The organism is Vibrio sp. 10N.286.52.C3 (genome assembly GCF_041468865.1).
Lineage (GTDB): Bacteria > Pseudomonadota > Gammaproteobacteria > Enterobacterales > Vibrionaceae > Vibrio > Vibrio crassostreae_C.
In genome coordinates, this window is sequence record NZ_JBFRJM010000038.1 from 1 (window position 1) to 11,333 (window position 11,333).

17 protein-coding genes are annotated in these 11,333 nt (G+C 41.0%); 1 reads left to right on the forward strand and 16 read right to left on the reverse strand.

The features are described from left to right. From AB4138_RS14725 to AB4138_RS14740, 4 genes are all read right to left on the reverse strand, one after another. Entirely contained in the window at nt 1-222 is a 222-nt protein-coding gene (locus AB4138_RS14725; RefSeq protein ID WP_372306579.1) for a hypothetical protein, read from the reverse strand. 191 nt (nt 223-413) lie between these two features. After that, a complete protein-coding gene (locus AB4138_RS14730; RefSeq protein ID WP_276605648.1) occupies nt 414-536 on the reverse strand; it encodes a hypothetical protein in 123 nt (40 codons plus the stop codon). Between the two features lie 146 nt (nt 537-682). After that, nucleotides 683-1,228, reverse strand: a complete 546-nt coding sequence (locus AB4138_RS14735) for a hypothetical protein (protein ID WP_372050591.1) — start codon at nt 1,226-1,228, stop codon at nt 683-685. Nucleotides 1,229-1,378: 150 nt separating this feature from the next. After that, on the reverse strand, nt 1,379-1,825 hold the full coding sequence (locus AB4138_RS14740) for a hypothetical protein (protein ID WP_081231389.1): 447 nt from the start codon (nt 1,823-1,825) through the stop codon (nt 1,379-1,381). 489 nt (nt 1,826-2,314) lie between these two features. Here AB4138_RS14740 and AB4138_RS14745 point away from each other — a divergent pair, with 489 nt between their 5' ends. After that, the gene (locus AB4138_RS14745) at nt 2,315-3,136 is read left to right on the forward strand and encodes a hypothetical protein (RefSeq protein ID WP_241908785.1); all 822 of its coding nucleotides are present in this window, start codon (nt 2,315-2,317) and stop codon (nt 3,134-3,136) included. Between the two features lie 220 nt (nt 3,137-3,356). On the opposite strand, the gene AB4138_RS14750 is transcribed toward AB4138_RS14745, so the two are convergent. The 12 genes from AB4138_RS14750 to AB4138_RS14805 all read right to left on the reverse strand — a co-directional run. After that, nucleotides 3,357-4,040 carry a hypothetical protein gene (locus tag AB4138_RS14750; RefSeq protein WP_154723916.1) on the reverse strand — a complete coding sequence of 228 codons (684 nt, stop codon included), beginning with the start codon at nt 4,038-4,040 and terminating at the stop codon, nt 3,357-3,359. Between the two features lie 194 nt (nt 4,041-4,234). Further along, nucleotides 4,235-4,648: a hypothetical protein gene (locus tag AB4138_RS14755; protein WP_081231386.1), complete on the reverse strand. Its 414-nt coding sequence runs from the start codon at nt 4,646-4,648 to the stop codon at nt 4,235-4,237. An 84-nt stretch (nt 4,649-4,732) separates the two neighbouring features. Then, on the reverse strand, nt 4,733-5,281 hold the full coding sequence (locus AB4138_RS14760; RefSeq protein ID WP_154724110.1) for a hypothetical protein: 549 nt from the start codon (nt 5,279-5,281) through the stop codon (nt 4,733-4,735). Between the two features lie 101 nt (nt 5,282-5,382). Then, a complete protein-coding gene (locus tag AB4138_RS14765) occupies nt 5,383-5,829 on the reverse strand; it encodes a hypothetical protein (protein ID WP_081231384.1) in 447 nt (148 codons plus the stop codon). 55 nt (nt 5,830-5,884) lie between these two features. Then, a complete protein-coding gene (locus AB4138_RS14770; protein ID WP_081231383.1) occupies nt 5,885-6,373 on the reverse strand; it encodes a hypothetical protein in 489 nt (162 codons plus the stop codon). After that, complete coding sequence (locus tag AB4138_RS14775) at nt 6,373-6,897, reverse strand: hypothetical protein (protein WP_081231382.1); 525 nt, start codon at nt 6,895-6,897, stop codon at nt 6,373-6,375. The genes AB4138_RS14770 and AB4138_RS14775 overlap by 1 nt, the downstream gene beginning before the upstream one ends. Nucleotides 6,898-6,990: 93 nt before the next feature. After that, nucleotides 6,991-7,683, reverse strand: a complete 693-nt coding sequence (locus AB4138_RS14780; RefSeq protein WP_136987179.1) for a hypothetical protein — start codon at nt 7,681-7,683, stop codon at nt 6,991-6,993. Nucleotides 7,684-7,761: 78 nt separating this feature from the next. Further along, nucleotides 7,762-7,995 carry a 2Fe-2S iron-sulfur cluster-binding protein gene (locus AB4138_RS14785; protein ID WP_081231380.1) on the reverse strand — a complete coding sequence of 78 codons (234 nt, stop codon included), beginning with the start codon at nt 7,993-7,995 and terminating at the stop codon, nt 7,762-7,764. Further along, nucleotides 7,985-8,455 (reverse strand): DUF4314 domain-containing protein, encoded by a 471-nt coding sequence (locus AB4138_RS14790; protein ID WP_372050587.1) that lies wholly within the window; start codon nt 8,453-8,455, stop codon nt 7,985-7,987. Before AB4138_RS14790 ends, AB4138_RS14785 begins: the two co-directional genes overlap by 11 nt. 283 nt (nt 8,456-8,738) lie before the next feature. Further along, the gene (locus AB4138_RS14795) at nt 8,739-8,972 is read right to left on the reverse strand and encodes a hypothetical protein (protein WP_372103831.1); all 234 of its coding nucleotides are present in this window, start codon (nt 8,970-8,972) and stop codon (nt 8,739-8,741) included. Nucleotides 8,973-9,104: 132 nt separating this feature from the next. Beyond that, nucleotides 9,105-10,295: a toprim domain-containing protein gene (locus tag AB4138_RS14800; protein ID WP_102424207.1), complete on the reverse strand. Its 1,191-nt coding sequence runs from the start codon at nt 10,293-10,295 to the stop codon at nt 9,105-9,107. A gap of 39 nt (nt 10,296-10,334) precedes the next feature. Beyond that, the coding region (locus AB4138_RS14805; protein WP_372306582.1) for a hypothetical protein at nt 10,335-11,333 on the reverse strand (999 nt) is incomplete at its 5' end.

Sequence of the window (11,333 nt, forward strand, 5' to 3'; positions counted from 1 at the left end):
CTACCCTGCCAGATAGGGGTAGTTTTTGATGCAGGTTTCATTTGTCAGTAGGTTGGCATTACTAACACAGGTTGTTGCAACACAAATTCGTTCACCGGGAAAGGTGTCGTTGTTAATGTTGTCATCGGTTTCAGCAGCAATCAGCTCAAGCGCAATTACACCGTTAGCGTAATGACGTTTAGCAATGCAGCAATCAAAACCAAGGAAGTTAAGTACATTCATATCTGGACTCCAGTTATTCATGGGACTATTTGGTGTGTAAACAAGATTTGTATGTGAACGTTGGTAACTCAGAGAGAGTTATTAGGGGCAGTCAAAAGACTGATTACATTTCAGATGGCGTAATAACCAGTTGAGTTAGAGGAATTTCCTCGCTGCCCATTGGACAGTGTGTTACTCAGTTTGCCCTTGTACTATGGCAAAGTAATCAGTGACTGTTTCCAATTAGTCAGCTTATTTTGCTTGTTTTGAGTACGCGTGCTTTCTAACCATTGCAGATAGCGCACACGTACATCGTGACCGTGGGTTTCAGTCATTACCTATTCAAATCGATATAGTTCTCATGAAGATTGATGACTATTATCGCTGGACAATAAGTTTGAAACTTTTCTACGTCCCAAAGCGTGTGTCTAGGTACTACCAGAATCCAATACTGACCATAAAGATCAATGCATAGACTCAATCAACGTAATGACTGGAACGTCACATTGCCTCTAGTTATCTCTTCATGAACTTTCGGGCGGTGCTTAAAATTGACTAAAACTTCATACTCTTGCCCAAATTCAACATTGTCACCAAATGGACCTATAATAGCCTTTACATTTGTATCAACTGGAACCTCGATTACACATATTTTTATGGGCTTCGTATAACCATTTTTCAATGCGTGGTAAATCGCGATGTAAGGAGACAAAGTTGTAGACACAGGTTTGGTCCAGTCATCATTTTCATTTTCAGAACAGACACCGCGAAACAAAATCTGACCTTTGGCTAATGAAAGACCTTTCTCCTGTATTTCCATATCTAAATTAATGAAATCATCGACATTGAAACCTCTATAGTTTCTCTGAAATAGTTTAAATATCGGGGTATCACCGTTACTGGCCATACTCTCTTGCCATTGATTCAAAACATTTGAACTTTTAAGGAATTCTTCATACTTAATACATTCATTAGGTTTTTTGTGGGTACTAGGGTCAATGTGATATCCATAAAGCCCTGAAAACATGTCTAAACAACTTTCCAGACTACCGTCCCAACCAAGTAGCTCAACATCAAATTTATCTATGAGTACCCCCTCCATCGAAAAATATAAAGCACTTAAAAGTCACCTTGTTAACTAAACTCAACCAATCGAATAAGCTGGCGACTAGGTAAACTAGTTTGCCATTCGAGTAACTACTTCCTTATATATATGTCCATATCCCTCTGAACCGCGTCTCAGTAAGTAACTAAAATCTACCGGTCTTGTATCATAAACTTCGAATGTGTCATGAAAAGCGCTATCGCGACCAACAAATACTTTCTCCAAACAATCGTCAAACTGATCAGCAGTGATGTCGACAACAATAGTTTCATTCACCGTTAACCAAACATGGTTATTTTCACTGTACTCGCATTCCGGAGATGGACGTTTGCCGACTGACTGTACAACGTTAACAGCATATTTTTCTCTCAAATAGAGTCCCAAAATTACACTAGATACCTCACACGAACCTGAAGGAAACCTTTGAAGCTCAACATCAACATAGGTTGACTCTGAAACGACCTTCTTAATCACTTTCCGGACCAGGGTAGCCACTGTTTTTAGTTCTGATACTTGCACTTAATCTCCTTATCAATCATTAGCTAATTCCTTATATTGGGAATTTTTCGCGATTGAATTTCGTCTATGTTGCGGTCATCAAATATAAAACTCAACCAATATCAATCTATGATGTGTGTCGAAAGATAATATATTTGAAGAGCTCAAGAACTATCACTATCATAATTGCCATTCTTTATAATATTTTCAGTTAGTTAGAAAAGGAACTGGTGAATGAGAAGCGTTGTTAGTGATGATAAAATCACGGATTTTAGGGAGTTAGTGAACTCAAACTCTAGCTTTGTGTATCAAATCTACAAAGATAAAGGCGGTAAGAACCTTTTTAACCTCGTTTGCTCTGCTATGGATTGGATCACTGTTTCTGTTAGGCACTTAGAAAATGCACCTGAGTTTGACAAGAATATAGATAGTAGATGTATGCAGGTCTACTCTCTTATCTCTTCAATAGACCTCATTTTCGAGTCAATCAAACAACTCCATCGAGTGTTTATGAATGACAATAAAGATCCGTTTCATGGTGAAAAGAAATGCTTCAAAGCTCGCCTCTTCCCTAATGAAGATGACAATAATTACTTTAAAACTATCAGGGCGTGTTTCGGTGCTCACCCAGTAAATCTTAATCAAGAGAATTCAAAGCGATTCGCAAGTTGGCCATTTACAAGCAGTTTCAACACTGGCGACCTGAGTGTTCATTTGTACAGTCGAGATGTGGGTAAAGAGGACTTAACGTTAAACCTGAATATCAATGAGCTGTTCGAATTTCTCAAGATACGATATGAGTACCTAGATGTTATCGCTGATAGGATTGAAACGCTGTTTGTTGAGTACCAACACAAACTTTCAAAAGAAAAAATTGAGACTAAACCTGATCCTTTAGAACAACTCTATGTTCTTCGCACTGAGTCAGAAAAAAGATTAGATAACGAATACTATAATGGAGAGATTGATGACCTCATTATGATTTTTGAAGCGGAAGTAACTGACGCTGACCTTGTACCATTAGCTGATAAGTATAAAGAATCCCTCCTACCTCTGATTGAAGAGATTAAGACGAATCTACAAGAAATGAACATCGTTGACCTAGCAACCATTAGTGTACTGAGATTAAGATCTGACCTTAATAAAGAATTACGATACGAACTCGGAAAGTTCTACACTTGGGTTCACAGTGGTAGGTATGATCCGCTACTCGAATACTATTTTGAAAGGTTCGACGCTTCTACTGATGGTAAGTTCAAGTTCACCAAAACTGATGACATCAAACTTGCGTTTCTTAAAACAAAACTTATGCTCACTGAAAGGTGTGAATAAGTTGGCTTTGCCCTTTTCTTTAGCTGCTCAATACTTTTGAATATCAAAGTGACCTCAACATTACTGTTTCAACTTTGGACTGTATCTCATTAAGGGGCAAAGCCTTCTCAGAACACTGCTAAACCAAAATGGCAAACTCGCTCACGCCACTTGAACGGGAAAATCAAGCATGAAAGGTGAATGCTTTAACTGCACTCAAACTTACTATCATAAATGCCCCCTAGTGTATCGTCGGTTGAGTGTTAGGCAGCGAGTTCAGGTTGTGTTCAATTTGTTCAGCATCCGACATCTTACTGGCGATGTAGTGTTGGGTCCCCTCTTGTCGTGTTATCGGATCGATATTGATGATTTTGAGGTTGCCTGGAATGATGGCAGAACCAAATTTGGTAGATAGGTATTCGAGCTTATGAAAGATTTGAATCACTGCGGCTGCACAGTTGAGAGGCTTAACCTCTTCGAGATAATAAGTGTAATGATCGAGAGGATTGCTACGTTCTGTATGCTTTTCACAATATGCCTGCATGAGCTCCATAGTTAACGCACCAGTACCGCAAAATGGTTCATAGACCTCGTTATCATTGAGCCCCATCATTTGCTCTAAAAAATCGTCATCTTGATGATTGTTCATTCGTTTCGTCTTTGTATTCACACCTAACTCAATCAGAATGTCCCCGATTGGATCACTGTACCCATTAAGCATTGCATTGCTTAACAACTGTGCAAGCTCTACCACCCCATCTTGTACTGATTCTTTAGAATCTAACCTTGTAGTCACTTTGTGCTGATTAGTATGCGCAAAGGCCCAATAGAAGACAAAATCAGAGAAGGATTTGGAATGGCTGTCGTCAAGGTTCCAACTGGTGATGATATTCAGTGCTTGGTTGATCGTGTCCTGTTTATTCATGTGCGCTAACCCATTTAAGTTCTTGATAGTCGGTTAAAACGGTTATGCAACATACGAATGCGGATTTAGGAAGTATTTCAAAGAAATTGAAATTTAGGGTGAAGCGATATGGCTGGATGTGTCAAAGCGGATGGAAATGGTGGATGAAAAGCCACCGATCGGGTGACTTTTCATCTTAACTACAAGGTATGCAGCTACTTATTCAGGTAACGTGTCGAGAAACACATTTTACCTCCTAAGTCTTTTAAGCGGCCATCGAGTTCTTGACGACGCTTTTTTTCAGCTTCACAACTTTTGCAGGTTCCCATCTCACGCTGGCCATGTTTAGTGGTGCGCTTGACGTGCCAAAATTCTTTAGTGAGCGGAAAAAAGTGATTGCATAAGGTACATCGTTTTTCAATACCAATGGCAGTCAATTTCATTTTTCCTAGCTGAGAGTTTTTACGCAAAATGTTGTCAGTGATTGCAAAATGGCAGGTGTCTAGTGACATCGCGATATTGGCAATTGGTACTTCAAACTTTTTGGCAATTTCATTTATCGGCATATCTTCTTTGGATAACGCTTTAATTAAGATATGGTCGGTATCATCTAAATAGGTTGATTCCACGATAGATTCCTCCAATTTTGAGGGATCTATCCCTATGAGGGAAGATCCCTCACGGGTAGTGGTGGGTTGTATCAAGGTTTGGGGTTAAATGAAGTAACCTTGATATGGACAGCTCTCAGAAGCAGGGTAATCACTGTATTGCTTACCTTTTCTGAAACTGAATTTTAATGGGTATTTAACTGGTGCTAATTGCAGGTCAGTTCTCAAATGCGATGGGAGATCGTTTGGTCTAATTTCCTCGCCGTTCACGATAATGAAATCGGAAAAAGCTTGGAATTGGGTAAACTCGCGTTCAAGCAGTGCAGGGTTCACCTGTCTTAGCACATCCAACTCATTCTCTTTAATGAATAGATGGTTATCGTATTCAAAAGAGTCTAAGCCAAAGGCCAATTTTATCCCCAGAGTTCGGAGCTCATCGTCATCGTATGAGTTCGTGACTGTCGTTGGCAAATTATGTTTCGCTAACCATGTATAAGCATCAACACCTCCGAAAACACCATAACCTTCATAAGCCGGCTCATATATTGGGTCTTCGTTGTTTGGTTGGAGCATGTACACTGGACGACACTTCTCAGTACACGTATTAAAGATTGACTGTTTTGTGTCAGCGGTTTTGAAAGAAAAAAAGCCCATAATGTGTTCCTCTGCATAAGGTGGTTAACCTATGAGGCACACAACTCCCCTACGGGACGTATGCCCCAAAGGGAGTAAAAGGAAGATTCCTTTAAGATTGGTTACTTCGTTAAGAAGTCAGCAATAATGCTCATGGCATCTTGCGTATTTTTGATGACTGCTGCGGCGCTAGTGTCTCCGTGGTCCGAAGCGTCATACCAAATATCAGCAACAGCGCCATCTTGAAGAGCTTCAACCTCAGTTTTAGGCACAGTGCCGAGAAATGATTTCAAGATGTATAACGCTGAACTGTGCAATGTATCTGCACGGTCAGAAATCATCTTTTCAACCAACTCTGCGCTGATGTCTTCAACGGCTTCACACTTATTGTCTTCAATGAATTCGAGCAACTTGGCTTTATCATCGAGCAATTCAGAATCAATAACTTCACTAAGGTACGCGCCAGCGGCCTCAAGATAGAAGTATTTCGATGCTGTTAAGTTGTCTAGAAACTCCAAAACGGATCGAGGGGCTTCAACATCTTGCGATGTAGGTGTTAGTTCATTCATGGTATACCTCTTGAAATGAGGGGACCGCCCTAATGGGTATCGGACCCACAGGGGGTTAAGCTATAAATAGCTTCGCAATTAAGTCAGCTAAACTGATTATCCCTAAAAGAAATCCAATCAAACCTAAACGAAAGGAAAGCTTTACATTGAGATCTGGGAACGTCCAAAACCATCTTGTAATGTCCCACCAGTCAGCTGTATTCACAGACAAACGAACGTCTTTATTAAAGGTCACACCAAGTTCATTTACACCATCGTAATCGATAGCAATATATTCCTTGTTCAGCCCTTTAATCTTGCCGCCATTCCCCATGCAATATCGGATTATCCATTGACCATTCTCTTTGTTGGTGATTCGAATTGCCGTTCGTCTTTTTAGCTTTAAGCTTCCAAAACCAACACGACTGTTTTCGAATCGAACAATTGAATGAGACAGGCCAGAGTCTTCATCAGGCAAACGCAGAACACGTTGAGCAATCATAAAGCTGTGACCATCGTGTATTCGACGACATGGACGTTGAATATCTAAAGTTTTGCGATTCATCAGTTTGCCTCCGTCAGTTCAATCGAACGCTGAATACAAAGAGACATAAACGCAGCCATGACTGGATGATTTAGATCTTCGAACCAACGTTGCCATGACTTCCAGCTAGAGTTTTCATCTAAGCTACATTCCGCAAGAGCAGAAGAATGCACGCAAGCATGGCTCAGTAATTGAGTGACTTTGCGTACCAGTGTTTCTTGATATCGAATACCCGTCACATCGAAAGGAAGTTTGCACGAAAGCTGTTCGGCTTCTTCGGTTTCAATCGGAAAGATATCGTCATTTTTTATCAAGAACGCTTGATGACTTGCTTCAAAACAAAATGTCACGAAGTGTGGATTCACGCCTTTTCCAATTGGAAACAAGACACTGCCACAAGGCTTTACAACCCAGAGAAATTGGGTGGTTGGGTTATCACGGCGAGTACGATTCAAGCTACGCGCATCAGCTTCAATATCATCAATCGCAACGATTGGTAATCCGAAGGGTTTTGCTGCAGTTAAAAGCATATCTGAAGTGATCATATTCAGTTCCTCCAAGAACTATTAAGGTTTTGAAGGGACAACTTCCCACAGGGAAGAAAGTCCCTGCTAATGGGTAAGATGTAAGGGGTTGAGCTATATAGCTCTTTGCTTGACTAGACCTAGACTCGGGCTAGTCGTGCTGAATGCACGTTTGCCAAAAAAACGAATCGATAGTTCTTGAAACAGGTACATTTCAAACATCGACTCAGGGCTAAATGAGCAATATAACTTGCGAGTACCAAACCAACTTCTTTCCATGATGTCAGCACCAAAGCTGGATACAATCGATTCAAACTGCTTGAGTTTGTACTGATCTTCCCAGGTTGTAGGTTTGACGATCCAAAAAGACATGGAATGACAATAAGGCATAGCCTCATAACTCACTGCTTGCTTGAATGCCAATCGTAATGATTTAAGCCAGCCTTCAGGGGTTGCCCATCGACCATTAGGCTTTAAATCGCCACTTTCAACACTTCGGCACCATTCACATCCGTATTTTTGGAATAGTGAATACTCAGTGTCGACACCGCAATACATCCAATCTCGGGTGCGCTTTCCTGACTCTGTATCAACACAATTGGACGGACCAATTAAGAGTTGAAGCATGTACAAGTTATCCGTTGAGATGATCTTGAACCGTCTGAAAAGTTCGGCATCGATATCGTAATCGCTCATAGTTGAACAATTGATATTGAAATGTTTGAGTAGGAAATCTTTCTTTTGTTGACTTACTACATCTGCAGGACAGAACGTAGCAAATTTCTCATAGATGATTTCATATGACATAAGGGTTTCCTCCATAGGAATTGGGGATACAAGTTCAATGTCTTTGATTGACGTTGAGTTTGTTGGGGTTATGGGTAATTAAGGTAGTTCGATGTCAATGTCTGATTGCGAATCAACGCAACAAACAAGTATTTCACCGTCTTGCTTATATCCAATAGGGTCATTTAAGTAAGTAGGAGTGCCAGTAGCTTTGAGACGACAAGCGCCACAGTAACCATTTCGGCATTCAGAATTTACTTTGTATCCAGCTCTTTCTAGTGCGACAAGCGCCGTACAAGAATCAGTTGGAATGGGTGTGTTGTTAACTCGCATAATAAACCTCGAATAAATCTCCAGCAGGCATGCAAATACCAAGAGAACGACCGTTGTCCCATTGCATATGCAATGTTCCCATGTCGTCGATACGCTTGATTTGACCAAGTTCTCCTGCATCAATTGGATCAATATCGTTCATGTGAATCATCTTGATGACGTCACCAGGTTTAAGCGATTGCTTGATTGTTTCAGTAGTCGGGACAAATAAAGTCTCAGCCAGAAACCAGCAATCTGTAGCGAAGTTATCGTGGTATTTAGAATCTAAAAGAAATGGCACATCTAATAATCCATTTGATGTAGTTCGGAAATGTTCACGGCCAGTAAGCTCAAGAGAGGCGTTAATCCAACGAACAGCGCATTGCGAGATTTGTAGGTCCAACGGGTTATCGTTACAGATATAGCGGGTCATAGAAGACGTATAGTTTGCTAAAGCTGCATCAATGATAGAGTTGCGCATGGTAATTCCTCCAAGGAATAAAGGAACAAACGCAACCTATGGTAATAGGGTACGAACTGTTCCCTATGGGTAGGTTTTTGTGACTTGGGTATTAAAGTCAATGGGGACATGTCATAAGACAAGAGGATATTGCAACAGCATCCTAACTGGATGAGGAATAATCACTTTAATAAAGTGATAAATTTCTCGGGTAAATCAATTACAGTTAACATGAATTTCATCGTACTTTTGGCAATTACTGGCGGTATTTTCCGTGTTTACGAAGTACTTGTGTTCTAGTGACCTAATGGCTGAGTAGTAACCTTAAGGTTGATTTTCGTTTTACTGTGCCATCCTTAATTGGCACAACGGCTTTCACTTGCAATAAGCTCCACCCTAACCGCTCTGACTCTTCAAGGACGATGCATTCATAGGCAGCCTCAACTTCAGTCAGTGCATTGGCCATATCAGAGAACTTTAGCTCGGACAGCCCTTCAATGTTTTTACCATCAACCGTGTACCAAGACCCAGTGACCATAAGGTTCTCCTTCAGTGATTTTATTTATATCGTTATACAGCAACCGTGCATTGTCTTGAGCTTTTTGCGTTTAGACCAATCCTTGAGCGACCTAAAAGCAAAAAGCCTCCCCGAAGGAAGGCTAATGCGTATTTAAGCAACATCGTTAAATTCTCTATCGAGAAAACCAACCGGTGTCAGCTTGTTTTTGGCTAAGTATCCGATGAAATTCTGATATCCAGAATCACACCATTCATCAAGCCAATCTTGTGATTTTGCCAATTCCTTGATGGGACTCGGTGGAGATGCAATGGTCACTTTGCAGTGATTCATATTTTTCTCTACACGTTCCTTCAAAGAGATGGCAGCTCTGTCGCCTTCCGGCATGTCTTTTCCTTGTGTAAGGCGATCTTTGTCTTTAAAAATAACCAAATCGGTTACTTCGAAAGGAATATCGATCAGCTCCATCAAGGTAGAAGAGATACCTGACCAAACAGGAATACTCTCAGCATGCTGGCAAGCCAAACAGGTTTCAGGACCTTCTCCAACACCTAACACAATTCGTGTATTACCCATTTCATCTTTGCAGATTAAAGGCATACCAAACTGTATTGATGCACCGCGAGGATCCTCTATTGGTGACATTTGCATCTTAGGGTTATCAAGCAACGGTGATTTATCTGAGCCATCGTCATTCAAAAAAATTCGATGAAAAGCAATCGCCTCACCTTTCAAATTTTGAATGTATAAAACAATGCCTGGTAAATACACTTCGTTGCTTTGTGAGTCCCACATTTTAAGTTGTGAGTGAAACCCAACGTTGCAAGGTATTTGAATGTCACCTAATCCGCGAGATATTAGATAGTTCATACCTATTTCAGATTCAGTGACAGCAAATGCCTCATGTTCAACCTTTTGCAAAATCCATAGGCGTTTGCTTATATCTGCAGGACTAAGAACAGCTTTCTCTTCTTTTTGAGCGGCTACGGCTTTCACTTCTCGTTGAGAAATGTTGTCTGTAGACTCCCCCAAAATATCTAAGATAATGTCCATCGCCTTCGATTTATTACAATTTTCAAGCCAAGCGACCATATCAATACCATCACCAATACGACCCTTACCATTGTAATAACCGCCACCAGACTCGTTCCAATCTTTGTACAAGCGAAAGACAGTTTTGCCTTTGCCAGTGAATGGATCTGGTACAGCTTTAGAAACACCATTTGAAGACTTTCGCATCGCCTCAGTTAGTTCACCGTAACATTTGAACACTGAGGACCAGCCACCATGACGCATCACTAACGCATGTACATCTTGGATTTTTGATCTTCTGTAATTGCTCATTTTGACCTCCTAAAAGGGACGCTCCGAAGAGCGTCACTGTTACGTATAACTAATTTCAATCGATGACAACAAGTTCTGTTGAATCATGTCATCCAACACAGCGGGAAGGTCATCAGCATCACGTATCACTTGATAATTTGGAATGCCTCCGTACCTTGATTCGCAAATATTGATTGACGCAACATCAATCCCTTCGGCTTTACATTGCTCTACCTGACTTTCGACAGCATGTGTATCAGCTGGACACCCATCGGTAACAACAAGTAATTGCTTTCTGCTTGCCAAATCGAGCTTTGTAAACTCTTGACGAGCAGCTAAGACAGCCTTATTGGTTTCAGTACCATCACTAGAGTCAATACCGATTCGCGGATAGCATTGCATCAAAGGTTCATTGAATGACTTTCCAACATAAGCCATCGTATTGAAATACAAGACTGATACTGGTACATCCAACTCTTCAAGTGCAGCTGCAAGCGATAAGGCGGCTTTCTGGGCAATGTCTAATCGACAGTAGCCAGTTCGATCTCCAAACTCATTTGTAACAGGCACAGCCATTGAGCCAGAAATATCAATCGCAATAACGAATGAAGATTTATGAGTCTCAACGATATCCTCTGTATAGAAGATTCGACTGTTACCAGCAGTTACACCCGCAAGTAAATCACAGTCAAAATCACTACCAGATTCATCGTACATGATGGGTACAGCCTCTTTAGCCCACATCTGCGATTCGATAATACGTTTAATCGCACGAGCACCAGAGTTGATACTGCTTTGGATTGGCATTGATAACATTCGCCCATTTAGCTCTGGCGTGACGTTATAGTTACAAATGTCCTCATAGGATGCCGGATTCACTGAAGCATGTTTATTGATCGCTTGATCGATAAGCTCATGAAGATCGGCCAATGCTTCACCCAAGCGCTGAAAATCTTCATCACTGAGTGGGTTACGGGTTGAAGAGCCTTGAGAAGCGCCCTGACCAGCTGAACCGGAGTCCTGACCATCTGAGTCATCATCTGAATCTGAACCGGAGCC

Bases quoted from the DNA above. Each gene is read 5' to 3' on its own strand.
- AB4138_RS14725 (WP_372306579.1), bottom strand. From the start codon at position 222: ATGAATGTACTTAACTTCCTTGGTTTTGATTGCTGCATTGCTAAACGT.
- AB4138_RS14730 (WP_276605648.1), bottom strand. From the start codon at position 536: ATGACTGAAACCCACGGTCACGATGTACGTGTGCGCTATCTGCAATGG.
- AB4138_RS14735 (WP_372050591.1), bottom strand. From the start codon at position 1,228: ATGTTTTCAGGGCTTTATGGATATCACATTGACCCTAGTACCCACAAA.
- AB4138_RS14745 (WP_241908785.1), top strand. From the start codon at position 2,315: ATGAATGACAATAAAGATCCGTTTCATGGTGAAAAGAAATGCTTCAAA.
- AB4138_RS14750 (WP_154723916.1), bottom strand. From the start codon at position 4,040: ATGAATAAACAGGACACGATCAACCAAGCACTGAATATCATCACCAGT.
- AB4138_RS14760 (WP_154724110.1), bottom strand. From the start codon at position 5,281: ATGGGCTTTTTTTCTTTCAAAACCGCTGACACAAAACAGTCAATCTTT.
- AB4138_RS14765 (WP_081231384.1), bottom strand. From the start codon at position 5,829: ATGAATGAACTAACACCTACATCGCAAGATGTTGAAGCCCCTCGATCC.
- AB4138_RS14770 (WP_081231383.1), bottom strand. From the start codon at position 6,373: ATGAATCGCAAAACTTTAGATATTCAACGTCCATGTCGTCGAATACAC.
- AB4138_RS14775 (WP_081231382.1), bottom strand. From the start codon at position 6,897: ATGATCACTTCAGATATGCTTTTAACTGCAGCAAAACCCTTCGGATTA.
- AB4138_RS14780 (WP_136987179.1), bottom strand. From the start codon at position 7,683: ATGTCATATGAAATCATCTATGAGAAATTTGCTACGTTCTGTCCTGCA.
- AB4138_RS14785 (WP_081231380.1), bottom strand. From the start codon at position 7,995: ATGCGAGTTAACAACACACCCATTCCAACTGATTCTTGTACGGCGCTT.
- AB4138_RS14790 (WP_372050587.1), bottom strand. From the start codon at position 8,455: ATGCGCAACTCTATCATTGATGCAGCTTTAGCAAACTATACGTCTTCT.
- AB4138_RS14795 (WP_372103831.1), bottom strand. From the start codon at position 8,972: ATGGTCACTGGGTCTTGGTACACGGTTGATGGTAAAAACATTGAAGGG.
- AB4138_RS14800 (WP_102424207.1), bottom strand. From the start codon at position 10,295: ATGAGCAATTACAGAAGATCAAAAATCCAAGATGTACATGCGTTAGTG.